Here is a 23,624-nt window from a genome sequence, read left to right as displayed (position 1 = left end):
GACCTACCTGCAGATCGGGGTGTTCTTGATGGTGTTGCCGGGGGTCGCAGCTCGCACGATTCGAGGGACGAGCCGACCGAGGAAATCGAAGATCGTTATATTTATGTCGCACGCATACACGTCGACGTAGGCACCGGATTGCATCGAGCGAGCGACACCTTTCAGCATGGCTGGCAAATTTGCGCCGAAGTATGAGAACCGCTCACGAGCGTCGGCGGTGAGGTGTGCGGAGAGGCCGGGCTCTCGTGTCATCATTGCGCTGAGGTCTGGCTGTATGCTGGCCGATATCGCCCCAAGTCTGTTCACAGTTGTGGCGATAGAACCGACCGCTGCAGCCAAATCTGCGCGCCGGTTCCCCAGCCCTACCATCAACTCGCGGGTATGGGTGATGATCGATTGAAGATTGGCGTTTTGGTTCGCCAGCATGGTCATCGTGTTATTCAGATTGGCGATGACCTCGCCCAGGAGCTGATCGGGGCCAGCGAACAGCTCAGCCAGAGCGGATGTCTGCGTGATCAATGCAAGGACCGAGCCACTATCCCCTTGCAAAGCTTGAATAATTCCGTTGGTGAGATTTTCTACTTGACTCGGATCGAGCAGTGCGAAGAGCGGTTCAAATCCACGCAACAGGTGAGTAATGTCAAATGATGGCTCGGTTTGCTCGACGGGTAGCTGACCGTGATCACCGAGGATGCGCCGACTAATGTCCTGGCCAGGAGACAGGCCCATATAACGCTGTCCGACGATATTTTGGTAGGTGACGGATGCAACGGTGTCGGTGTAAAGGGTTTGCTCCCGCTGGACGCGGAACGTTACTTTTGCCAGGGCATCTTTCTCCAGTGAGATTTCATCTACACGGCCGACGCGTACACCCGCGACTCGAACGTCATCTCCAGGATGTAGGCCGGCGACATTCGTGAATATCGCCGAATAGGTAGCGACTGGCCCGCTGACCTGGCGCAGCAACGTCACAGATACGAGCCACGTGGCCGATATGCACAAAACCAGAAAGATGACAAGACCGATCGATGACTTTCGGATGCTCAATCTTCTACCTTCCTGTGTCCGGAGTGATGTGTACCGCCGCGCCCCGCAACACCGGTCCGAGTAGAAGTTGAACTGCCGAATCGGCCTCGCGGCCTACTACTTGGCTCAACTGGGAGTTCTCGGCGACGCTGCCGACCGGGCCGACACTCCCTCCGTACTCCTGTTCGTAATTCTGTGGCAGCCCGAACGTTTCGGACGAGGCCTCCTCGGGCTTATCAGAAGGAGTCGTAATCACTGTTTCTGGGGCCGATGCTTCCGTGGGCGCGAGCGAACTGCCGGGATCTGAGATTGGCGGGCCAGGGGTGGGGTGAGCGCTCGGAGGAATCCCGCCAGGTACGTCGCCGGCGTGCCGAACCGAATCACGCGGTGGAGCAAGATTCGGTCGATTCTCCGTGATCCCATTCGGTGGTGGGATTCCCATTGATCCTAATGCCGGCAACAGATCGGGCGCAGTCGGTACCTCTGGCGCTGTTTGACAACTTGGCCCCTCGAGTTCTCCGTAACGGGGGCAATCAGCGCGGACGTATTGTCGGAAAGGCGCCAGACTGACGATTGCCTTGATGACGTAGTTGTGTCTTTCGGTGTCGTAATTGGCCTCGACGCGTTCGGCCATTCTCGTCATCCTGGTTGCGATCGGTGTGAATTCATCGGAGTTGTCGGCGAGCGTGCCGATAACAGGGGTCAACTGGGTGGTAATGGCAATAAGACGGTCGGTGTGGTTATCGAACGCCTCACCAAGTGTTGTAGTCGTATTGGTGCCTGCCGAGATCAAGTTAGTCAACTGAGATCGCGTTTCGGTCAGTGCACGCATGGGTGCGATCGCCTCGTCGAGAGCGTCGCTCAGAACTGGCTCAGCTTGTCGTAGCGCATTGGCCGCAGTCGCGAGTGCCGATATGGTGGTGGGGTCATTGTTATCGCCGACAACATTATTCAGCTGCGTAACAATGTGGTGGAGGTCGCTGCCCGCCGCACGGATGCTACTGCCGCGGCTTTCGGCCGCGCCGCTGAGAGCTGCGAGCACACCGATGGTGTTGTCGTTGTCATCTCGGCTCACTGACTTGAGTAATTCGCGAACTTTGGTTAACAAAGACTGGAACAACACCGTGGGTAGGGTGTGATCCTCGCGTATCACTGAGCCAGAGCGCAGCGGAGACAGGTCCAGCCCGTTCGAGACCAATTGCACCGACGAAACCGCGAAGACGTTGGACGGAACAACTCGCGCCGTGACCGTGTCGGGGATGCTGGATGCATGATTGGGTTTGAGGTTGATTCGAACAATGTACGGTCGTCCTACGCCGGAAAGCTCGACGTCGCTAACTTCGCCTACAAGTACGCCTCGAAACTTGACATCTGACTTCGCAGGAAGACCGTCGCCCACGTTCATCAGCTCAGCGGTCACACGAACTATGTTGTCGAGCCTTCCTTGAGACTTCATGAGACACAACGCGATGACGCTACCGATGACGGTGAGAAAGCAAACTCCCGCGACGAACAGACGCCGATTGGATGGGCCGCGGGAGTCAGTGTCGAAGGAATTTGTCACGCTACCCTCCGAACCTGGCGCCAGAGTCGACGCTCCAAAGCGCCATAGTGAGAAGCATGTTCACGATGATCACGACAGTGATGCTGGCGCGCATCGCCCTCCCGGCGGCGACACCGACGCCGGCTGGGCCACCGCTCGCGTAGTAGCCGTAGTAGCACTGCATTGTGGATGCTGCGAAGACAAACACCACGGCCTTGACCACGGCAAAGAAGACGTCACGTCCGCTTGCAGCCAGATTGAAGTAGTGCATATAGGTACCGACAGAGTGGTCGCTTACCGCCGCCGCAACCATTTCAGCCGAAAGGTACGCCGCCGCAAGACATACGAGAAATAGCGGAACGGCGGCTGTGACAGCCGCGGCCACTCGGGTTGTTACCAGGTATGCAACTGAGTTGATGCCAAGGGTGTCAAGGGCATCGATCTCCTCGTTGATGCGCATTGCGCCTAATTGTGCGGTAAATCGACAGCCTGCCTGGGTCGCGAATGCCAACCCAATCATCACAGGCGCCAGCTCACGGGTACCGACAAACGAGGAAATCAGCCCGGTGGCTGGGCCCAGCCCAAGCAGATTCAAGGCGTTGAATCCCTCTACGCTGATCAGCGCGCCCGCTGTGGCGCCCAACACGATCGCAACGCCTATGGTCCCGCCACCGACCACAATCGAGCCGTTGCCCCAGCTGATATCGACCAGTACCCGCGTGAACTCTTTTCGATAGCGGCGCACGACAAGGGGGATCGATAACAGGATGTTGCGGAAGAAGTAGCTGATGTGGCCAGCTTTTGCCACGAGCAGTCCTGCGACGAGCGCGGAGCTTGCCACCATCTGCGTCCCTGGCGGGCGGAACCAAGTGGGTGCCGTCATGGGCTAGAAACTCGCTTTGGGGAAAACGATGATATACAGCTGGGTCATGACCACGTTGACAGTCATCAGTAGCAGTATCGACTGGACGACTGCTGCGTTCACCGAGTTGGCGACTCCGGCGGGCCCACCGCGAGTGCTCAAGCCTTTGTGACAACTCACGATCGCCACAATGGCGCCGAAGACCACGGCCTTGGCGAGCGCCAACAGCAGGTCGCCGATCGTTGCGAACGAGGAGAACGTCGCGACAAAAGATCCCGGCGTGCCGTTTTGCATGTAGACGTTGAATGTGTAGCCGGCGAGGAAGCCTACAAAGCTGGTTAAGCCAGTCAGTGCTATTCCCACAATGATCACAGCCGCAAAACGCGGAACTACCAGGCGGTGGATCGGCGAAACTCCCATCACCGTCATCGCGTCGATCTCTTCACGCATCGTTCGGGATCCCAGGTCTGCGCAGACTGCCGAACCTACCGCGGCTGCCAACAAGACAGCTGCAACGAGTGGCGCACCTTGGCGGATGACTGCGAGCCCTGTGGCAGCTCCCGCCAGCGACGTTGCGCCCACTTGTCCTGCCAACAAGCTGAACTGGATCGCCAGTGTTACACCGATCGGAATCGTCACGAATATTGTTGGGACAAAGGCTGTTGAGGCCATGAATGCGGCCTGCTGTATGAACTCTCGGAACTGGAAGCGGCGAGCGAGTGCATCGGTGAACAAGCACTGAACAGTGCGCACCGCCAGTACGGCCTGTCCGCCCAATGTCCCCAGCGACATCAACGGGTGGGACGCAATGTACCTGCGCGCCCCATCCGCAACCTCGCCTATGGCATCGCGGGTTCCCGTTGTCGCGGAGCCGGATTCGGAGATTGTCATCGGAAGCCGCAGCGTAGACCAAACGGGGTGGAAGTGAACATTGTTGGATCCTCCTGATTGCTACGCGCGGCATCAATGCCTGCGCGTCGGGGACGTCCGCGAGACCAATTGCCCGAGTACCGACCGTGCGTAGGGTTAGTATGCACAGGTGCTGTTGGGCATGCAAGACTGCAAGTCCCTGTGGAGATCCCATCACCAATGCGTCGGTAAATCGGGCCACCTCCGCCGCGATTTCGGTCACTGCGGTCGTGGCCAGCCCAATCTCAACGGCGCGCTCCGAGCTGAACGATTCTCCAGTGAGAAAGTAGCGGCTCGCAGCGCGGGCGTTCATCCTTGGCAGCAAAGTGAGGGAAATGATTGCCGGCGCAACACCAATGCGGGCTTCGGTCAACGCGAATGTGCTCCGGGGACCGGCCACCGTGATGTCGCACGCGCCGATCAGGCCCATCCCACCAGCCCGTACATGTCCATCGACGGCGGCAATAACGGGCAGTGGACATTCAAGGATGCCGCGCAGCAGCTTTGTCATTTCTCGCGCGCGGTTGACGGCGAGCTCTTCCGGTGGACTTGCAGTTGATTCGCTCAGGTCTGCACCGGCACAGAATGTGCCACCCGAGTGGGTAAGCACGACCACGCGCACCTGTGGGTCGGTTACAGCGGCGCGGAGACCCCGAAGCAGTTTGGCGATGAGTTCGGTGGACAACGCATTGCGATTGTGCAATGAGTTCAAGGTCAGGCGTGCCGTCGCGCCCTCAACACGATAGTCCACCAACGTGTCCAAACGGCTGGTGAGATCCACGCCAAGCGCTTGGCCGTCACAGGTCTCATCTGTCCGAGATCGAATCACTGCGCGAGTCCCTCCTGGGAATCGTGTTGACCGACGAACGCCAGAATGGCACCTACTTCGACCTGTGTCCCGACCGCAACGTGCAGTTCGGTAAGGACACCGTCGTTCGGGGCTGTGATCGTGTGCTCCATCTTCATGGCTTCCAGCCAGAGCAAAGGTTGGCCTTGTGACACTGTTTCACCGCGTTCGGCACCCACCCGGATGACGACGCCGGGCATCGGAGCCAGTAGCGACCCCTCGGGTGCCGCCGACCCTGGCTCTGTGAATCGCGGTATCACTTCCAAAACGACGCCGCCGAACGGTGAGTCGACACAGACGGTGTTGTCGTAGCGCTGCACTTTGTATTCGGTTTCCGCACCGGAGCTATCGGCGAGAACCACTCGGTCACCTGCCGCTTTGACAAGGCGCATGCCGTCGTCATCGGGGAGAACCAGACCTCTCCGCGTGAATAGGTACTCGACGTAGTATTCAGACTGGACTGTGTCGCGGTATCGCTTGGTTTGGTTGCTTGAGACCACGTTGCGCCAGCCGCTCGGAACGGCGTTGAGAACCTGTGCTGTGGCTCGGTTATGTGCGGCATCGGCTATAGCCGCGGCCACCGCCGATGCCCGTATCGTGGCTGGGTCGGCCAATGGAGCGGCCAGTTCAGTCAATCCATGAGATGTGAAGAATGCGGTGTCAGTCGAGCCCTCCAGAAATGCAGGATGACGCAGAATGTTGACAAGGAGATCCCGGTTGGTTCGAATGCCGTGGATCTCGCTGCGTCCCAGCACGTCAGCCAGCGCCAGTGCGGCCTGGTGGCGAGCGGGGGCAGATGAGATCACCTTGGCGAGCATCGGGTCGTAGTGAATCGACACCACGGAACCGTCGACGATCCCGGAGTCAAGACGGATGCCTGCACGCCCCTGACATTCGAACGATGTGTGGATGCCCGGCACGCGGAAGCGGTGGACGGTACCTGCCTGGGGTTGCCAGTTTGCGGCGGGATCCTCAGCGTACAGCCGGGCCTCGATTGCATGTCCCCGCACTGCAGGAGTTCTAGCGGGAAGTCTGCCTCCGTCCGCTATCTGTATCTGCAATTCGACTAGATCGAGTCCGGTTGTGGCTTCGGTCACCGGATGTTCGACCTGGAGTCGAGTGTTCATCTCGAGGAAGAAAAACTCGCCGTTGTCGTCGGCCAAGAACTCGACTGTGCCAGCTCCGGAGTATCCGATAGCGGCTGCGGCCGACTGACTTGCTTCGAAAAGCCGCTCGCGCATGCCTGATATACGTTCGACAAGAGGAGACGGTGCCTCCTCGATGATCTTTTGGTGGCGGCGTTGGATCGAGCACTCGCGTTCTCCGACGGTCCACACCATTCCGTGCGTATCTGCCATCACTTGCACTTCGATGTGGTGCCCAGTCGGCAGGTAGCGTTCACAGAATACCGTTGGGTCGCCGAACGCCGCCTCGGCTTCGCGACTGGCTGCTTCGACCTCTTTGGGAAGGTCGGCAATTGTGGTTACCACCCGCATTCCACGGCCCCCGCCGCCGGCCGAAGCCTTCACTAGGACGGGAAGTTGGTCTTCGGTAATGCATTGCGGGTCAAGTTCGTCCAGGATTGGTACACCCGCTGCCGCCATGATCTTTTTGGACTCGATCTTGGACCCCATGGCCATGACCGCGTCTACTGGAGGGCCGATCCAGGTCAGACCTGCGCGCTGGACAGCTTCGACGAATTGGCCGTTCTCCGACAAGAATCCGTATCCGGGATGGACTGCGTCGGCCCGAGAAGCTTTGGCAGCGGCCAGGATCGAATCGATGTCGAGGTAGCCGTTGACCGTATCGAGCCGCACGCGCACGTCTGCATCGGAAACGAAGGGTGCGTCGGCGTCGGGTTCGGTATAGACGGCCGCGGTGCTGATGCCCATTCGCCGACAGGTGGTGAACACGCGGCGCGCAATCTCGCCACGGTTAGCGACCAATATTCGTGAGATCATTCGCGTCACATCCTAAAAACGCCGAAGTTGGACGTCCCCTTGATCGGGCCGCTTGCGATGGCAGACAAGCACATCCCGAGTGTGCTGCGGGTGTCGCGTGGATCGATGACACCGTCGTCATACAGTCGGCCCGAAATGAACATTGGCAGTGATTCGGCCTCGATTTGAGCCTCAACTGCTGCGCGTAATACCGCGTCGGCCTCCTCGTCGATCCGCTGACCACGAGCCTCCGCGGCGGCACGGCTGACTATGGATAACACGCCAGCAAGCTGGGTACCGCCCATGACTGCAGATTTCGCTGTCGGCCATGCGAAGAGAAATCGCGGATCATAGGCCCGCCCGCACATTCCGTAGTGCCCTGCCCCATAGGACGCACCGAGAAGAACGGAAATATGAGGAACGGTCGAGTTGGACACGGCATTGATCATCATCGATCCGTGCTTGATCATGCCCCCTTCCTCATAGGCTCTGCCGACCATGTACCCGGTTGTGTTGTGTAAGAAGAGAAGCGGAGTATCTGACCGGTTGGCCAGCTGAATGAACTGAGTGGCCTTCTGGGCCTCGGCGCTAAACAACGCGCCGCGGGCATTGGCCAGTATCCCCAATGGGTAGCCATGTATCGTCGCCCATCCTGTTACAAGCGAGCTGCCGTATAGCGGCTTAAATTCATCGAATTCTGAGCCGTCGACGATACGGGCAATTACCTCGCGGGGGTCGAATGGGACGCGCAAATCTGGAGAGACAATGCCTAGCAGCTCCTCTGAGCAGTACAGCGGCTGCCTAACGGGCAAGGGGATTGGCCCGTGCTTGCGCCAGTTCAGCCGGGCTACGATGCGCCTCCCGATGCGGATCGCATCCGTCTCGTCGATGGCGAAGTAGTCGGCCAGTCCGGAAGTGCGAGCGTGCATCTCAGCCCCACCGAGAGACTCGTCATCGGATTCTTCGCCGGTAGCCATCTTCACCAGCGGTGGTCCGGCCAGAAACACCTTCGATCGCTCTTTGACCATCACTACGTGATCTGACATGCCAGGTACGTAGGCACCACCGGCCGTCGAGTTTCCGAAAACCAACGCGATTGTGGGGATTCCGGCCGCCGAGAGGCGAGTCAGATCGCGGAACATCTGCCCGCCAGGTGTGAAGAGCTCCTTCTGCGTCGGCAAGTCCGCTCCACCCGATTCCACCATGGATATCACCGGCAACCGATTCTCCATAGAAATCTGCTTGGCGCGGAGTATTTTTCGTAGAGTCCAGGGGTTCAGTGTGCCGCCCTTGACGGTCGGGTCGTTGGCAACAATCAGGCATTCGACACCACACACAACGCCGATTCCTGTCACCACGCTGGCACCAACCGTGAATTCGCTACCCCAGGCTGCCAGAGGGCTTAGCTCCAGGAACGGTGAATCAGGATCAACGAGTAGTTCGATGCGCTCCCTGGCGGTAAGTTTGCCGCGTTCGTTGTGGCGCTTGGTGTACTTTTCGCCGCCACCAGCAAGCGCCTTGGCCACCTCGGTATCCAGGTCGTTGAGCTTGCACAAGAGGGCATCGACTGCCTCGGCGTAGCCATCCGATGTTGTGTCAAGTGTTGAACTCAGAACGGTCATGATTCTCGCTTCCACGATGTTGCCGCAGCGGCCGATACCTGACGCTCCGCTTGCCTACAGGGCCTTTCGTCGCCGCCGTGGCAATGATGGGGGCTCACACTCATCCGAGGATCTCCTCCGGAATGTAGACGTAGCGGCTGCGCAACCACTCGCCTAGCCCTTTGGCTTGCGGGTCGAAACGTGCCTGGTACGCGACGCCTTCGCCGAGGATGCCTTCGATCACGAAGTTGACTGCGCGTAGGTTGGGTAGCAGGTATCGGTGGACTGGGAGGTCGGCGGTCTCCGGCAGTAGTTCTTTGAGCATTGCAACAGATATGGTGTGGACTAACCAGCGCCATTGTTCATCTGTACGGACCCATATGCCGACGTTGGCGCTGTGGCCCTTGTCTCCACTACGGGCACCGGCGATGGTGCCGAGTGGGAGGCGCAATGTCGGCCCGTGCACCAATCGGTCTGGAAGGTCGTGTCCGGGACGCGGTGTAAATACGGAGCACGGGCGTAGGTTCCGCTTCACGACCTGCAAGTCTGCGAAGAAGGAGTCACGCCCGTGCCTGTTCGAGTATCAGCCGTCGATCGCATCCGCACCAGAATCGATGCCCTATTTGCCGAGGATCGGGAGCTTTCGGAGATCCTTGAAGAGGTTGCCCGGCTGGGCGCTCAACTGTTGATGCAGGCGGCCCTGGAGGCTGAGGTCACCGAGTTCCTCGGTCGCGAACGCTACCAACGCGCTGCTGCCTGTCCCGACGCTAACGGCGGCTCGCGCAACGGGTATCGACAGGTGACGGTGAAAACCACCACTGGGCCGGTTACGTTGGAGCGGCCGAAGCTGCGTGGCACCACCGCAGCGTTTGCGTCGCGGTTGTTCGGCAAGCACGTGACGAGAACCAACGCCTTGGAGACGCTGGTGATTGCCTCGTTCGTACGCGGGTTATCGGTGCGCGACGTGCAGGCCACCCTCGCCGAAACACTTGGCGACCAGGCCGCGATCTCCAAATCCACGGTCTCGGAAGTGTGCAAGGCGATCCGAGCCGAATACCAGGCGTGGGCGCGTCGTCGACTTGACGAGATCACGCTGGATTACCTGTTCTTGGATGCCAGCTTCTTTCGGATGCATCCGGGGTCGCCGGCCGAGCCGGTGCTGGCCGCCTGGGGCATCACCACCGAGGGCAAGCCGGTGTTCGTCGGGTTGGCGCCCGGGACCGGCGAGTCGACCGACGCATGGGCCGACTTCCTGACTGATCTGGGCGATCGCGGCCTGGGTTGTCCACTGTTGGTTGTCTCTGACGGCGCCAAGGGCCTGATCGCAGCCATCGAACAAATTTTCCCAAAAGCGTTGCGGCAGAGATGTCTTATTCATCGACTCCGCAACGTGCTCGCGAAGATTCCCGCCGGGATGCAAGCCGAGGTCCGCGACGGCTACTGGGCCATCTTCGATACCGCCGATCTGACGGTTGAACCGGGGCCTGGGCTCGTTGAGATCATCGACAAGCGGATCGAGGCGTTCGCCGCCAAATACTTCGACCTCTATCCGGCGGCGATGCGCATTCTGCTCACCGACAAAGCTGGGTTGACTGCCTATCTGCGGTTCCCGGTCGAACACCATGGGCGCGTTCGACATTCGAATTTTATTGAGCGCTCCTTTGGGGAGACCAAGCGTCGGACCAAGGTCATCGGCCGATTCCCCGGCGAGACCAGCGCCGTTAGCCTGGTATGGGCGGTGCTCGACCGGGCCTCGGCCGGTTGGCGCGGGCTGTCCATGACACCGGTCGGTACCCGATTGCTGCACGACCTACGTCGATCGCTGCTGGACCCACCCCGTGAACTGCGGCTGACACCGTCCACCACGAGTAACGGCACCAACCCCGCAGATCCCATCTCGGCCACCGCGTAACAACTCCGTGTCGCTTTGGCAGGCTCAGTTTCGGTGACGGCTGGCGGTGACCAGGTCGATCGGTGGGATGTAGCCGGTGATGCTGTTGATGGTGCGATGCAGGCCGTGGTGCAGCGCGTCGATGTCGCAGCGGGCCAGGCCGCCAGCGGTGGCGATGACGTGTTCGGTGGTGAACGCCAGGTCGTTGATCGTGCCCAGGATGCGGCGGTCGGCGGTCTTGGCCACGGCCACCTGCTGGGGATCAAGATCGCCGAGCGTATCGGCGGGCAGACCCTCGACGTGCAACGCGGCCTGGATCGCCGAGACGACCGGCGGGCCGATCGGGCGCAACCCGGCGGCGGTGACGTTCGGCATGAACACCGAGAACAAGGTCCCGGCGTGGGTCACCAGCAGGCATTTGCGTCGGTCGATCCAGACCAGGTGGGCATACCAGTCGGTCGCGCAGGCTTGGCCGATGGCCGGCTCAGGCGCCCTCAGCAGCGCCAACACCTTGGCGGTACATCGCAGCATCACGACCCATGATCGTAGGCAGCGTCCCCGAGGATCGGTACCCAAGAACACCGCGACGTGGCGCCGGTACAGTGTGGCGACGTGTTGGTCGCCGATCTGCATCACTTCCTCGACATGCCGCACGACGCTTCCGGTCCCGCGCGCCGCCTGGCACAACACCTGGGCGACATTGTCCGGGCGGGCACCGCCGGCCAGGTCGGTGATCGGTGGGTATCGGCATTGCCGTGTCGGCGCCGCCCCGCCCACAGGCGCTGCCCCGGGCGGATGACCATCGCTATCGCCTCGGCCGAGACGGCGGCGCCGATCCGATGGTCGTGCAGCGTCTGCGACGACGAGGGGGTGATCAGCAACTGGGCAGACTCCCCATACGACCTGCGCCGCCGCCGCTCCAGCGTTGCCGGCGACCTCAAGGAGGTCATCGTCAGCGACACGACCGCCGCCGTGTTACGCGACCTGATGCTGCTTGACCCCGACTGTGAGCGACTGGTGTACGGCATGCGCGCCCACCCAAACGGCGCTGCCTTACTGACCAATGCCGACGACCTCGAAGAGCTTATCGGGTTCGTAGCCGCCGAAGCCAACCACGAACCCAACCGCCGCCGCCAAGACCGCCTCGACGCCGCGTTCAACGCACTGACCGACGCCGCCCAAACCCTCTCCAGCTGAGCATCTCTCGGCCCTACGCATCAGCCCTGGGCGCGCCAAAGCATCCGCAGCAAGCTACCGAACCCGCTCGCCGTTATCCCCAACACCACCAGCTCAAGCTGCAAGAGCCTGTCACTTGAGTTCCCCAGCCCGTATGCTCACCCACGAAGCTGCGAACCGACCGGTGCTTTTACACCCACTTTCGGACGCGACCGTTCGGTCGCAATAAGCTCGCGAGTGTGACTAGCAGGGGCGATATCAACGCGGTTCCCGTTGGCGTGCACGGCGGAATGTCGGACCAAACTCGCCTTCACGGAGGCGGCGGTGAACCTACCGTATGCTTGGCTGTCGCTTGGGGGTGCGGTGACATGAAACCCTGGGTAGCTCGCGAGACCGAGTTCTATTGCGGTGCCTGTGAATGCGCGTCCCACGTTGGCAGGATCGGAATCTCGAACAATGCAGTGCAGCAGGGCGCTCGCTGTCTCCTCGGTGTCCGCGTTCAGATGGTCGGTTCGGGCTAACGTCCACTCGAGTTCTGCTGGTTTGATCGGAAGCGCAGCTTCAAGTTGCCGACGGACCAATTGGCCCTTTGCCTCGATGTTCAGTCCGGTGAGCACGAACGTCACCGCATTGCGGTATCCGGCGATGTCATTGACAGACACCTTCAATGTCGGCGGCGGCGGTTCCCCTTTCGCTGCCGAGATCGCCACCCGGTCTGGACCGTCTGGAGCGAGAGTCACACTGTCTATTCGCGCGGTCGCGTCGGGATTGGCGTAACGGCCGCCGGTGATCTCGTAAACCAGCTGGCTCGTCACCGTTCCGACACTGACCTCACCTCCCGTGCCAGGATGTTTCGTGATCACCGAGGAGCCGTCGTCATGAATCTCCGCTATGGGAAAGCCGGGGTGCCCCATGTCGTCGATACTGCCGAAGAATGCGTAGTTGCCGCCGGTTGCTTGCGCCACGGCGTTTTCCTTTGATCCCAGCCTCCTTGGTTAGCATCAGCGTCTGGGTTGCGGTCGGTCCAATTAGGGTGACGGCTGAGATTACGCCTGGAGAGTATTCACGCCAGCGTAAGGTCGTTGCGGCGTGGAAGATAGCGTTGGCGAGCATTCCTGCCGCCGTTGAGGTCGCCAACCAGTTGCCCAGCTCGCTCCGCGGATTCCGCGCAGGCATTAGCCCGGCGGCCGTGATCGCCGGCAACAACGTAGTTGCATGCGAAACGATGAAGAACCGGGTACTGAAGGTGCCACCGAAGTGCCGTGACGCCCAATCGGGAAAGCGCGGCAACTCTTCAGCGACATGGATCCAGATCGCCACGGTAAGTCCCAGGTATCGCCAGTTCCGGATCGCCATTCCACCATCCTGACCCCATTCGCATTCGCACTCAACTGTGATTGGGCGTCACTTCTTGCGGTCAACGCACCGAGCGGTCGACGCCCCCGGCGATCACGCAGCCGGGCGACTCTCGCCCCCAGTCCGCAACGTTTGACAATTGCCGAGACCCCGCCAGCCCATTCCCATTCACCCCGAAATCCTCTGGTCGAAAAGGCAATTCACTTTCTTTCGACATCCCAGCCACACCAGGCATTAACGTCACGTGACAGATAAGTTGCAGCGGGGACCGGGAGCGGCGGGGGCGCCTGCGGACGGTGCGGTAGGCGAAAGGCCATCGAATCCGGCGCTCTCACATGGTTCTGGAACGGTAATCCGGCACTGTCAGGTAGTCGCGGAATCAGCGCCGCGCCGGCGACCCAACGTGGACGCCTCGCCGGAAAAGCACTCAGCCACCAGGGCCAGCTCAACTCTCAGATAGTTCCGGAAAACAGGGCGGAATCGGACAGCTCTCACGTTTTCCCGGAATGCTCTCAACTAGTTCCGGATCGGACAATTGACCGTACGCCTTGGCGGCCATGTTTTCGACCAGGTTGACGAGCTGGTAACGGTGCGTGCTAGCGAGGTGCGAGTTCCGCGCGGTAGCCATCCGCTTCATTGATTTTTACATCGATACCGCCGCGGTGGCCGTCAGGGTGTCGAAGCCGGGCGGAGGTGCACACCCCGCCGGTTGGTGATCTTGCTCACAGGTGGCGCTTTGACGGCACTCGTCCGGGGGCGAGAATCGGCGAAGGTCGGGTGGGTCGTCGGGAGGAAGTGGCGTGTTGGGTGCCCCTTTGAATCATCGGGCTCCTAACTCTGTTGGGGTCGGTTGCAGTAGCCGAGCATTGGTCTCCGGTAACTGATCCCCACGGAGGCACTGCTGATTATGGCTGAACAACGCCAACTACATTTAGCCGGGTTTTTCTCGGCCGGCAACGTCACTCATGCGCATGGCGCGTGGCGCCATGTCGGTGCGACGAACGGTTTTCTGACTGGCGAGTTCTACAAGCAGATTGCGCGGACCCTGGAGCGGGGCAAGTTTGATCTGTTGTTTCTTCCCGATGGCCTGGCCATCGAAGATAGCTATGGCGATAATTTGGAGACGGGGGTCGGTCTGGGTGGCCAGGGCGCGGTGGCGCTGGAGCCGACCAGCGTGATAGCGACGATGGCTGCGGTGACCCAGCGATTAGGTCTGGGCGCTACGGTTTCGACGACCTACTACCCGCCCTATCATGTGGCTCGGGTGTTTGCCACGCTCGACAATCTGTCTGATGGCCGGATCTCGTGGAATGTGGTCACGTCGCTGAACGACTCCGAGGCACGCAACTTCGGTGTGGATGAGCACCTTGAGCATGACATCCGATACGACCGGGCTGACGAATTCTTGGAGGCCGTCAAGAAGCTATGGAGTTCTTGGTCCGAGGATGCCTTGTTGTTGGACAAGGTTGGCGGTCGGTTCGCTGATCCCAAGAAGGTTCAATACGTCAATCATCGCGGCCGCTGGTTGTCGGTCCGTGGCCCGTTGCAGGTTCCACGGTCCCGTCAGGGTGAACCGGTCATCTTGCAGGCCGGCTTGTCGCCGCGGGGGCGTCGCTTCGCGGGGCGCTGGGCTGAAGCGGTATTCAGCGTCTCGCCCAACCTCGACATCATGCGCGCGGTCTATCAGGACATCAAAGCTCACGTTGCGGCCGCGGGGCGTGACCCGGAGCAAACAAAGGTATTCACCGCGGTGATGCCGGTGCTCGGTGAGACAGAGCAGGTGGCCCGGGAACGTCTGGAATATCTCAATTCGCTGGTGCATCCCGAAGTGGGTTTGTCGACGCTATCCAGCCACAGCGGCTTGAATCTCTCCAAGTATCCGCTGGATACGAAGTTTTCCGACATCGTCGCCGATCTCGGGGATCGTCACGTGCCGACCATGTTGCAGATGTTTTCCGCCGTGGCCGGTGGCGGTGCGGACCTGACGCTGGCCGAACTGGGCCGCCGATACGGCACCAACGTCGGGTTTGTGCCGCAGTGGGCCGGAACTGCCGAACAGATCGCTGATCAATTGATTAGTCACTTTGAGGCCGGGGCCGCTGACGGATTCATCATTTCGCCGGCGTATCTGCCGGGTATTTACGAGGAGTTCGTCGACCAGGTGGTTCCGCTGCTGCAGCAACGTGGTGTGTTCCGTACCGAGTACGAAGGGACAACGCTGCGTGAGCACCTTGGGTTGGCTCACCCTGAAGTCGGGAGCATCCGATGACCACCACCGATGTTGATCATGACGTTCTTGCCTACAGCAACTGCCCGGTTCCCAATGCACTACTGACAGCGCTGGAGTCAAACCTGTTGGCCGGCAACGGGATTTCGCTGAATGTGCTCAGCGGCGCGCAAGCAGGGTTGCATTTCACCTACGATCATCCCGCTTACACCCGCTTTGGTGGCGAAATTCCACCTCTTATCAGTGAGGGCCTGCGGGCGCCGGGACGCACCCGCCTGCTAGGCATCACCCCTCTGGCCGGTCGGCAAGGGATCTATGTCCGTGTTGACAGCCCGGTGACATCACCGGAGCAGCTGCGGGGCCGGCGGGTGGGTGTGTCGGGTGCAGCGATCCGCATCCTCACCGGCGAGTTGGGCGATTATCGGCACTTGGACCCGTGGCGGCAAACACTGATCGCGCTGGGTACCTGGGAGGCGCGGGGACTTTTGCAGACCCTGCACATCGGGGGGATAGGGGTCGACGACGTCGAGTTGGTGCGTATCGAAAGCCCTGGCGTCGACGTGCCCGAAGAGCGGCTGGAAGCAGCGGCCAGTGTCAAAGGCGCTGACCTGTTTCCCGACGTGGCCGGCCACCAGAGGGACATCCTGGATAGCGGCAACGTTGATGCGCTGTTCACCTGGTTGCCCTGGGCGGCGGAGTTAGAAGATCTCAGCGGAGCGCGGGTGCTCGCCGATCTCGGCGATGACCAACGAAGCCGGTATGCCAGTGTCTGGACGGTCAGCGCTCAGCTGGTTGACGAGCGACCCGACCTGGTGCAACGACTCGTCGACGCGGCGGTCCAAGCCAGCCGTTGGGCACAGGCCCATCCCGAGGAAACCGTTGGCATCCATGCCGCCAACCTCGGGGTCGCGCCCTCGGCGATCGGACGCGGTTTCGGCGCTGATTTCGCCCAACATCTGATCCCACGGCTTGACGACTCGGCACTGGCCGTTGTCGACCAAACTCAACAGTTCCTCCTCGACCACAATCTCCTCGACCATCCGGTGGACCTCACGCAGTGGGCGGCACCGCAATTCCTCACTCAATCCACGACTGGAGACCAGCAATGACCCTGACCGATGACACCGCCACGGCACAGAACAATAGGAATGGCGACCCCATCGAGGTGGCGCGCGAGCTGACGCGAAAGTGGCAAGCTACCGTCGTCGAGCGCGACAAGGCTGGTGGTTCGGCGACAGAAGAGCGTGAGGATCTACGCGCCAGTGGGCTGCTCTCGGTGACCGTTCCCCGGCACCTGGGCGGTTGGGGAGCCGACTGGCCTACCGCTCTGGAAGTGGTGCGTGAGATCGCCAAGGTCGATGGATCGCTGGGCCACTTGTTCGGATACCACCTCAGCACCCCAGCCGTTATTGATCTGTGGGGTTCACCCGAGCAAAGTGAACGCCTACTTCGTCAACTGGCCGAAAACAACTGGTGGACCGGGAACGCCTCCAGCGAGAACAACAGCCACATCCTCGAATGGAAGGTAACTGCCACCCCGACCGACGACGGCGGGTACCTTCTCAACGGTATCAAGCACTTCAGCAGTGGAGCCAAGGGCTCAGATCTGCTCTTGGTGTTCGGCGTGATACCGGAGGGTTCCCCACAGCAAGGCGCCATCGTTGCCGCGGCCATTCCCACCACCAGAGAAGGCGTTCAAACAAACGACGACTGGCAGGCGCTAGGGATGCGGCGCACCGACAGCGGCACCACCGAATTCCACAACGTCGTAGTCCGTCCCGACGAGGTGCTGGGCAAACCCAATGCCGTTGTCGAGGCGTTCCTGGCGTCCGGGCGCGGCAGCCTATTCGGCCCGATCGTGCAGTTGGTGTTCGCAACGGTGTATCTGGGGATCGCGCGTGGTGCGCTCGAAACAGCGCGCGAGTACACCCGAACGCAGGCACGCCCCTGGACGCCGGCTGGGGTTACTCAAGCCGTCGAGGATCCGTACACCATTCGCAGCTACGGCGAATTCGGTATCGAACTACAGGCTGGCGATGCTGCAGCACGTGAGGCTGCGCAGCTGCTACAGACCGCGTGGGACAAAGGTGACGCATTAACTCCACAAGAACGCGGCGAACTCACGGTACAGGTAGCCGGAGTCAAAGCCATAGCCACCAAAGCGGGCCTGGACGTGACCAGCCGAATTTTCGAGGTCATCGGTGCCCGGGGAACCCACCCAAACTATGGATTCGACCGGTTCTGGCGCAACATCCGCACCCACACGCTGCACGATCCCGTCTCTTACAAGATCGCTGAAGTCGGAAACTACGTCCTTAACCAGCGCTACCCGATACCCGGTTTCACTTCCTGACTCCAGGACCGCGCTGCCGGGCACGCGTTAATGCCTGAGAACGGTGGGTCCGTCTGACACAATGGTGGCCGACGGACCCACCCGTTCTCAGGGCAACACTGCCATGTTGGGTGAGTACAGGACAACGCGAGTACTGCAAACCTCCAGATGACAATGATCGTCCAAGTCCGGCGCCGTCTCGTCTCTAGCGACCGTTTTCGAAGAATGGGAGCGCGATTTGGTAGGGGGAACGGGGATCCGATCTCACCGAGAAGCGCGCGCACTCGACAACCGATGACCGCGACAACCGACCCGGACGCAGAACCCGCGTGGTCGCCCCGCGAGAGCGAGCTACTGGGGGTGGCATTGGGTGTCCTGCAGGAGCATGGGTACCACGGCTTAACAGTGGAGGCCGTGGCGGTCGCCGCTCATGCCAGTAAAGCTACCGTCTATCGACGCTGGCCCTCGAAATCTGAGCTGATACTGGCGGCCGTCAGCGAAGGCACCCGTCAGAACGCTGTTGCACCCAACACCGGCACCCTGCGCGGCGACTTGTTGTGTCTTGGCCAGATTATCTGCGAACAGGGCCGAGAACATGCCGGAACCATCCGAGCGGTGCTCGTCGAGATGTCCTGCAATCCCGCGCTCAACAACGTTATGCAAGACCGGTTCCTTCATGAACACAGAGCTCTGGTCTGGCACGTCCTGCAGCAGGCGATCCGTCGCGGCGAGATCGGCGCGGCGGCGGTCAACGACGAGCTTTACGATCTGTTGCCGGGCTACCTGATCTTCCGGTGCATCTTTTCCGACCGACCCCCGACCCCTCCCACCATCGAAGCTCTGGTCGACAAAGCGCTGCTCCCGAGACTCATCTCAGCAACTGAATAACTCCCCTCGACATCGGGGTCACGGTCAGGGACTGGGACCGTCAAGTTTTCTGGGTCTGTCCGGGGGACTGTAAATTTTCCGGTGTAACTCCTGAGTAAGAAGGAGACCACTGTGACCGATGTGATGAATGATGAGCAGCCCGTCGAGCTCGATGCGGTGCCGCTGGAGCCGGCGGCGTTGCGGGAGGCGACCAACGACGAGCTGGTGGCGCAGCTGGCCGCGCGGGCCCGCGCGGAGGGGTTGCAGCTGACCGGTGAGGGCGGGTTGCTCTCCCAGTTGACCAAAAGGGTGGTGGAGTCCGCGCTCGAAGGTGAGCTCGATGATCACCTGGGCTACGGCAAGCATGACGCCACCGGGCGTGACGGCGGCAATTCCCGCAACGGCCGTCGCGGCAAGACCGTGTTGACCGAAGCAGGACCCGTCGCGCTGGAGGTGCCTCGCGACCGGGATGGTTCCTTCGAGCCACAGCTGGTCAAGAAGCGTCAGCGGCGCCTGACCGGGCTCGATGATCTGGTGATCTCGTTGTCGGCCCGAGGATTAACCCACGGCGAGATCTGCGCGCACCTGGGCGAGGTGTACGGGGCGAGCGTGTCCAAGCAGACCATCTCGACGATCACCGACCGGGTGATCGAGGGCATGGCGGAATGGCAGTCCCGTCCCTTGGATGCCGTGTACCCGGTGATCTTCATTGACGCTGTGAACGTCAAGATTCGCGACGGCAACGTCGCGAACCGGCCGATCTACCTGGCGCTGGCGGTGACCGTGGAGGGCACCCGCGACATCCTGGGGTTGTGGGCTGGTGAGCACGGCGACGGGGAGGGGGCGAAGTTCTGGGCCCGGGTCTTGTCCGAGATCAAGAATAGGGGTACCCAGGACGTCTGCATGGTGGTCTGCGATGGACTCAAGGGCCTGCCCGCAGCGATCGAAACCGTGTGGCCGCAGGCGATCACCCAAACGTGCGTCGTGCATCTGCTGCGCAATAGCTTCAGCTACGCCTCCAAGCGGCACTGGCCGGCGATCGCCAAGGACCTCAAACCGATCTACACCGCGCCGAGTGAATCGGCCGCGTTGGAGGCGTTCGTGGCGTTCACCGACACTTGGGGTGATCGGTACCCGGCGATCACCAAGCTGTGGGATGGCGCGTGGGCCGAATTCGTGCCGTTCCTGCAGTTCGACAACAGTATTCGCAGCGTGGTCTGCACGACCAATGCCATTGAAAGCATAAATGCCCGGATCCGTAGAGCGGTCAACGCGCGGGGCCACTTTCCCACCGAGGCCGCCGCGCTGAAGTGCGTGTACCTGGCGGTCATGAGCCTCGACCCCACCGGACGTGGCCGCAAACGGTGGACCAACCGCTGGAAAGAAGCGTTGAATGCCTTCGACATCACCTTCGACGGACGCCTGTCCGCCGGACGAAAGTAGAACCACCACAACCAGTTACACCGTTAAGTTGACAGACCCCTGTCCGGTGTCAGTCGAGTCGTGTCGCAATGTATCGGGCGTATGTTGATGCCGATGCTCTCGCGTGGGCTTCGAGTGTCTGCGGGCTGTAGCCGAGTGTTTCGGCCAGGATCGCGATTGGCGTGGTCTGGGTGAGTTCATTGAGTGTGCCAAGGCGTGCTTCGAGGGCAGCGAGAACAGGTCGCAGATGGTTACGAAGGTGCGTCGGAGTGACGTGAGTTCCGGGTCCATACCCGCGAAATACCCAGGGCGAGTTGGGATGTGCAGCAGTTTGACCGTTGTAGTTGACTGCCGCGAGTAGTCGGATGGGCTCATCGAGCGGCGGCGGGATATCGATGGGCATGCCAGCCAGGTTGACGCTCACGGAGTCCGCTGTGATGGTCACCTGCTCCCAGGTCAGGGCAGCGATATCCTCGACGCGCTGAGCGAAAACGATGATCAAGATCGCGGCGAACCGGTCACGGGGATGCAGGGTCTGTTGATGTACGACGTGCTCGATAACGGCGTTCTGCTCGGTGATCGGTAGCCGTGGTGCGGTACCGCGCCGGTGCGGGGTCACCTCGAGATCCGCGGGGATCAGTTTGGTTTTGATGGCCCAACGGACGAATCGCAGAATGTGCTCCCGGGTAGTTGGTCCGGTGGACTGCCACAGGTCAATGTGCGCCTGGGTGACGTTCTCGACATAGGTGTCGTGTTCGGTGGTGAGCCAGTTGCAGAACTCGATCGTCACGGTCGTGGTCTGCTTGGCGCGCAGAAATGCTGAGTCGGTGACGGCGTCCATCGAGCGGAGCCGTCTTTCCAAGCCCCAGCGGATAAAACGGGCAATCACCTTGCGGTGCTCGTCCGTCAGGATGCGCTGTTGCGCGGTCGCCGCCCAGCCCAGGAACCGCGCTAACCGTTCGTCGCGCGCCGGCAGCGACTGATGAGCCACGAGGAGGCCGCGAACATAATTGGTTGTCCGGCCCGCCGGAAGCAGGTCAACAAGCTCATGGGTGAGCGTCGGATGGCACGCAAGTTCGCGCAGGACGCGTTCGACATGGCGTTGGCGGATCCAGGTCAGGCCGCTATTGGGGCGTTGCATTCCGGTGAGCGCATCAATGATGACCTGCAACTGCGAGGCGACCACGCCGGTGTCGGGGTTGGTCAGGAAGCGAGTAGCAGTCTCGCCGAGGACGCAGCGTTGACATTTGCCGCCGCTATAGAGTTCGGCCTCGTCCCCGCAGGCAACGCAGTCGACGTTGAGCGTGATCCCGGTGCATCGGCGGCACGCGGGCCGAGCATCAATGATCCCGGGGAGAACGCCCTGGTGGCCGCAAGCGCAGATCCCGGTGACACGTTTGGCGGCCTGGTAGCAATACCCGCAGACCGATTCGCCCGGCCAGTTCGCGACCACCATGTAGTGCCCGCCGCACCGGTCGCAGGGCACCGGCCACCGCTCGGGGTCGTCAGGTTTGCGCGGGCGGGCCATCGTCGTCCTGGACGATCCGAATCCGTTTGGCGACGGGGTTTCCCGGTTTCAGGCCGAGGTCACTGGGCCGTGGTGCGTTGGCAGTTTTCGCGGCTTGCATCTCGACGTACGGCTCGAACAGGTCGTTGGGCGTGCAGTCGAAGATGTCGCACAGGGCAGCGAACGTCCTTGACGGAATGCGTTGGGGTTCACCGGTAACCAGGCGATAGACCTGGGCGTCGGAGAGGTTGATTCCGCGCGATTTGAGCAGCGGTCGCAGCTCGGTGGACTTCCACAGGTTGTGGGCGGCCATCATCCGGCGCAGATGCCAGTGGAAGCCGATGCGGCGCTGTTCAGCCATCGGGCTGATCTTCCTCCATTCGGATGCGTCGAGCGATCATCTGTTGGATCGTCTTTTGTTTGAAGTCTGACGACACCGAGGTGTACAGCGAGGTGGTCGATGCAAATGAGTGCCCGAGCTGTTCCTGCACGAACAGTGGGTCGTAGCCAGCCTCCAGAAGGTGGGTGGTGAAGGAGTGCCGCAGTGCGTGCAGACTCAATTCTGGTGGCAGCCCGGCTCGTTTGCGAAATGCGGTGAAGGAGCGGCCCAGCGCACCGAGCGTCAATCTGGAACCACGCTCGCTGGGCCACAGCGCGGGGGAGCGGTCCGCGGTGGCGAACAGCTGGCGTCCCTCGCTGCACCAATATTCCAAAAGCTCGACAACCCAAGAGAATTCAGGCGATGTGAGCACCGTCCGCCGACGTGGCCCGGACCCTTTCGTGCCTTTGGCCCAGCGCACGGTCAGCGCGCCGTAGTTTCCAAAGCGGGGTACGTGTGGGTTGGGCCCGAAGTCCGTCAGGTCCAGCATGACCAGTTCGCGGCGGCGCAGCCCATAGGCGTAGCCGACCTTGAATGCGATCGAATCCCGCAGGGCCGTCACCCACCGCTTGGACGCTGTGCGGTGCGCTTCGTCGACAAAATCATCTACGACGTCAAATAGGTGCTGCAACTCGGCCTTGGTGAACGCTCGGCGGCCCGGTGGAACAGCATCATCGGTTGTGTGTTGCGGAGTGTTCCACTCGAAGCATATCTGCGACGGAACATCGCCAAACTGCTTCTCGCAGAATGCAACCCAGCCGTATCTACTGTCGCAGACGTACGAGCAAAACATCGAAATCGTATTGCTGTAGGTCCGCAACGTAGATAGCGCAATCGGTCTTTCCTGCGATCGGAATTCGGCCAGGAATTGGTCCACGTCAATTGGGCGCCACCGCCACGGATACTCGTTGGTGAACTCAACGAACCGGGCAATCAGTCGACCGCGCGTCATGATCGTGTCGACGGCCAAGCCTCGGGCCAGCATCTGCGCCCGCCAGCCATCGACCATCGCATTGAACACGGTCTCATCGGCACGCAGGAGCGAAACATCGTCGGCACGCAGGATGTGGGGAATGAACCCGGGCAGTTCCTCAGCCATGACGATGGTCGAACGATCTCGGCAACCGGCTTGGCGACGACTTGAGTTGCGATCCGAATAGTCTTGCCCTCGAACGCAATTCGTCACTGTGACGCAATAACCCCGGTCCACGCAGTGGCGGGGGCGGTGCCGCAAAACAACTCACACCGACCGGATGCCAGTGGTCGCTCGTTGAAGCTCGCAACGTCGTCACCTAACATCCGAATCAATCATTAAGTGATTGAAACTTACGTCGAGCTGGCCCGTTGCGCAAGACCCAAGGTCGATCAGGGGCGCTGCAGCGGCGACCGACACCCGTCACAACCAGGACAATCGAGCCAGTCGTCCAGGGGTGCAAGTTCTTTCACTAAATGAAACTCGCATGCCTTTTGTACCGATAAGCTACATTATGTCAGGTCAATCACTGCATTTTCATCCGATGAATCACGCAGCAATCGTGTGACTCTCGCCTACCGACCCGGTACCCATGGATGAAACAGCCTGGACACCAGGGGTTTTCGGTGGATGCGAACGAGTATGCATGACCCCCTCTCCGGCTGGCCGCCGCGACACGCATCGGCGAACGTTCGTTTTGCGATGGACCTACCTGCGGCGATGTGGTAATGATTCATTAGATGATTCAATGATGCATCAGATGAGA

18 protein-coding genes and 3 pseudogenes are annotated in these 23,624 nt (G+C 61.0%); 7 read left to right on the top strand and 14 right to left on the bottom strand.

The genetic code is table 11. The annotated features are described in order from the left end of the window. Window positions 1-3 precede the first annotated feature (3 nt). From ACNQR1_RS21025 to ACNQR1_RS20990, 8 genes and pseudogenes are all read right to left on the bottom strand, one after another. Window positions 4-1,047: an MCE family protein gene (locus tag ACNQR1_RS21025; protein ID WP_047040103.1), complete on the bottom strand. Its 1,044-nt coding sequence runs from the start codon at window positions 1,045-1,047 to the stop codon at window positions 4-6. A gap of 4 nt (window positions 1,048-1,051) precedes the next feature. Next, window positions 1,052-2,590 carry an MlaD family protein gene (locus ACNQR1_RS21020; RefSeq protein ID WP_074413391.1) on the bottom strand — a complete coding sequence of 513 codons (1,539 nt, stop codon included), beginning with the start codon at window positions 2,588-2,590 and terminating at the stop codon, window positions 1,052-1,054. A gap of 1 nt (window position 2,591) precedes the next feature. Then, window positions 2,592-3,452, bottom strand: coding sequence for an ABC transporter permease (locus tag ACNQR1_RS21015; RefSeq protein WP_052773256.1), 861 nt, complete (start codon window positions 3,450-3,452; stop codon window positions 2,592-2,594). A gap of 3 nt (window positions 3,453-3,455) precedes the next feature. Further along, complete coding sequence (locus ACNQR1_RS21010) at window positions 3,456-4,322, bottom strand: MlaE family ABC transporter permease (protein WP_047040105.1); 867 nt, start codon at window positions 4,320-4,322, stop codon at window positions 3,456-3,458. A 136-nt stretch (window positions 4,323-4,458) separates the two neighbouring features. After that, window positions 4,459-5,103, bottom strand: a pseudogene (locus ACNQR1_RS21005) (enoyl-CoA hydratase family protein); the annotation flags it as partial. Window positions 5,104-5,165: 62 nt separating this feature from the next. Beyond that, on the bottom strand, window positions 5,166-7,148 hold the full coding sequence (locus ACNQR1_RS21000) for an acetyl/propionyl/methylcrotonyl-CoA carboxylase subunit alpha (protein WP_047040114.1): 1,983 nt from the start codon (window positions 7,146-7,148) through the stop codon (window positions 5,166-5,168). A 5-nt stretch (window positions 7,149-7,153) separates the two neighbouring features. Further along, window positions 7,154-8,749: an acyl-CoA carboxylase subunit beta gene (locus ACNQR1_RS20995; protein WP_047040116.1), complete on the bottom strand. Its 1,596-nt coding sequence runs from the start codon at window positions 8,747-8,749 to the stop codon at window positions 7,154-7,156. Between the two features lie 100 nt (window positions 8,750-8,849). Further along, window positions 8,850-9,215, bottom strand: a pseudogene (locus ACNQR1_RS20990) (exopolyphosphatase); the annotation flags it as partial. A gap of 81 nt (window positions 9,216-9,296) precedes the next feature. On the opposite strand from ACNQR1_RS20990, the gene ACNQR1_RS20985 reads away from it, so the two are divergent. Continuing rightward, window positions 9,297-10,640, top strand: a complete 1,344-nt coding sequence (locus ACNQR1_RS20985) for an IS256 family transposase (RefSeq protein WP_074328301.1) — start codon at window positions 9,297-9,299, stop codon at window positions 10,638-10,640. Between the two features lie 24 nt (window positions 10,641-10,664). Here the strand turns inward: ACNQR1_RS20985 and ACNQR1_RS20980 are convergent, their stop codons facing one another. Further along, window positions 10,665-11,396 carry a DUF6933 domain-containing protein gene (locus ACNQR1_RS20980; RefSeq protein ID WP_019348133.1) on the bottom strand — a complete coding sequence of 244 codons (732 nt, stop codon included), beginning with the start codon at window positions 11,394-11,396 and terminating at the stop codon, window positions 10,665-10,667. A gap of 18 nt (window positions 11,397-11,414) precedes the next feature. Between ACNQR1_RS20980 and ACNQR1_RS20975 the strand changes: the two genes are divergently transcribed. Further along, window positions 11,415-11,816, top strand: a complete 402-nt coding sequence (locus ACNQR1_RS20975) for a hypothetical protein (RefSeq protein ID WP_019348132.1) — start codon at window positions 11,415-11,417, stop codon at window positions 11,814-11,816. Between the two features lie 206 nt (window positions 11,817-12,022). On the opposite strand, the pseudogene ACNQR1_RS20970 reads toward ACNQR1_RS20975, so the two are convergent. Beyond that, a pseudogene (locus tag ACNQR1_RS20970) lies at window positions 12,023-12,754 on the bottom strand (acyclic terpene utilization AtuA family protein); the annotation flags it as partial. Beyond that, on the bottom strand, window positions 12,672-13,151 hold the full coding sequence (locus tag ACNQR1_RS20965) for an HXXEE domain-containing protein (RefSeq protein ID WP_418047739.1): 480 nt from the start codon (window positions 13,149-13,151) through the stop codon (window positions 12,672-12,674). The pseudogene ACNQR1_RS20970 and the gene ACNQR1_RS20965, both read right to left, overlap by 83 nt. 907 nt (window positions 13,152-14,058) lie before the next feature. Here ACNQR1_RS20965 and ACNQR1_RS20960 point away from each other — a divergent pair. The 5 genes from ACNQR1_RS20960 to ACNQR1_RS20940 all read left to right on the top strand — a co-directional run bounded on the left by ACNQR1_RS20960 (window position 14,059) and on the right by ACNQR1_RS20940 (window position 20,020). Beyond that, the gene (locus ACNQR1_RS20960; protein ID WP_064914151.1) at window positions 14,059-15,420 is read left to right on the top strand and encodes an LLM class flavin-dependent oxidoreductase; all 1,362 of its coding nucleotides are present in this window, start codon (window positions 14,059-14,061) and stop codon (window positions 15,418-15,420) included. Then, window positions 15,417-16,487, top strand: coding sequence for an ABC transporter substrate-binding protein (locus ACNQR1_RS20955; protein ID WP_074330961.1), 1,071 nt, complete (start codon window positions 15,417-15,419; stop codon window positions 16,485-16,487). Before ACNQR1_RS20960 ends, ACNQR1_RS20955 begins: the two co-directional genes overlap by 4 nt. Further along, entirely contained in the window at window positions 16,484-17,731 is a 1,248-nt protein-coding gene (locus ACNQR1_RS20950; protein ID WP_071289705.1) for an acyl-CoA dehydrogenase family protein, read from the top strand. Before ACNQR1_RS20955 ends, ACNQR1_RS20950 begins: the two co-directional genes overlap by 4 nt. Window positions 17,732-18,004: 273 nt before the next feature. Continuing rightward, window positions 18,005-18,598, top strand: a complete 594-nt coding sequence (locus ACNQR1_RS20945) for a TetR/AcrR family transcriptional regulator (RefSeq protein ID WP_071289706.1) — start codon at window positions 18,005-18,007, stop codon at window positions 18,596-18,598. Window positions 18,599-18,721: 123 nt separating this feature from the next. Beyond that, entirely contained in the window at window positions 18,722-20,020 is a 1,299-nt protein-coding gene (locus tag ACNQR1_RS20940; RefSeq protein ID WP_071289707.1) for an IS256 family transposase, read from the top strand. 49 nt (window positions 20,021-20,069) lie between these two features. Here ACNQR1_RS20940 and ACNQR1_RS20935 read toward each other — a convergent pair whose 3' ends face one another. From ACNQR1_RS20935 to ACNQR1_RS20925, 3 genes are read right to left on the bottom strand one after another with little or no spacing between them, the layout of a single operon-like run. After that, window positions 20,070-21,527, bottom strand: a complete 1,458-nt coding sequence (locus tag ACNQR1_RS20935; protein ID WP_071289708.1) for a Fis family transcriptional regulator — start codon at window positions 21,525-21,527, stop codon at window positions 20,070-20,072. After that, window positions 21,505-21,867 (bottom strand): helix-turn-helix domain-containing protein, encoded by a 363-nt coding sequence (locus ACNQR1_RS20930; protein ID WP_071289709.1) that lies wholly within the window; start codon window positions 21,865-21,867, stop codon window positions 21,505-21,507. Before ACNQR1_RS20930 ends, ACNQR1_RS20935 begins: the two co-directional genes overlap by 23 nt. After that, window positions 21,860-22,984, bottom strand: a complete 1,125-nt coding sequence (locus tag ACNQR1_RS20925) for a tyrosine-type recombinase/integrase (RefSeq protein ID WP_071289710.1) — start codon at window positions 22,982-22,984, stop codon at window positions 21,860-21,862. The genes ACNQR1_RS20930 and ACNQR1_RS20925 overlap by 8 nt, the downstream gene beginning before the upstream one ends. Between the last annotated feature and the right edge of the window lie 640 nt (window positions 22,985-23,624).

This window comes from Mycobacterium sp. 48b, from assembly GCF_048282725.1.
GTDB lineage: Bacteria > Actinomycetota > Actinomycetes > Mycobacteriales > Mycobacteriaceae > Mycobacterium.
Note: the sequence above shows the minus strand (reverse complement) of the source record. Positions and strands in the feature narration are given on the sequence as shown.

Coding starts and splice junctions, on each gene's coding strand:
- ACNQR1_RS20945 (WP_071289706.1), top strand. CDS start 18,005: ATGACCGCGACAACCGACCCGGACGCAGAACCCGCGTGGTCGCCCCGC.
- ACNQR1_RS20965 (WP_418047739.1), bottom strand. CDS start 13,151: ATGGCGATCCGGAACTGGCGATACCTGGGACTTACCGTGGCGATCTGG.
- ACNQR1_RS21000 (WP_047040114.1), bottom strand. CDS start 7,148: ATGATCTCACGAATATTGGTCGCTAACCGTGGCGAGATTGCGCGCCGC.
- ACNQR1_RS21015 (WP_052773256.1), bottom strand. CDS start 3,452: ATGACGGCACCCACTTGGTTCCGCCCGCCAGGGACGCAGATGGTGGCA.
- ACNQR1_RS20925 (WP_071289710.1), bottom strand. CDS start 22,984: ATGGCTGAGGAACTGCCCGGGTTCATTCCCCACATCCTGCGTGCCGAC.
- ACNQR1_RS20940 (WP_071289707.1), top strand. CDS start 18,722: ATGAATGATGAGCAGCCCGTCGAGCTCGATGCGGTGCCGCTGGAGCCG.
- ACNQR1_RS20995 (WP_047040116.1), bottom strand. CDS start 8,749: ATGACCGTTCTGAGTTCAACACTTGACACAACATCGGATGGCTACGCC.
- ACNQR1_RS20935 (WP_071289708.1), bottom strand. CDS start 21,527: ATGGCCCGCCCGCGCAAACCTGACGACCCCGAGCGGTGGCCGGTGCCC.
- ACNQR1_RS20975 (WP_019348132.1), top strand. CDS start 11,415: ATGACCATCGCTATCGCCTCGGCCGAGACGGCGGCGCCGATCCGATGG.
- ACNQR1_RS20955 (WP_074330961.1), top strand. CDS start 15,417: ATGACCACCACCGATGTTGATCATGACGTTCTTGCCTACAGCAACTGC.
- ACNQR1_RS20960 (WP_064914151.1), top strand. CDS start 14,059: ATGGCTGAACAACGCCAACTACATTTAGCCGGGTTTTTCTCGGCCGGC.
- ACNQR1_RS20930 (WP_071289709.1), bottom strand. CDS start 21,867: ATGGCTGAACAGCGCCGCATCGGCTTCCACTGGCATCTGCGCCGGATG.
- ACNQR1_RS21010 (WP_047040105.1), bottom strand. CDS start 4,322: ATGACAATCTCCGAATCCGGCTCCGCGACAACGGGAACCCGCGATGCC.
- ACNQR1_RS20950 (WP_071289705.1), top strand. CDS start 16,484: ATGACCCTGACCGATGACACCGCCACGGCACAGAACAATAGGAATGGC.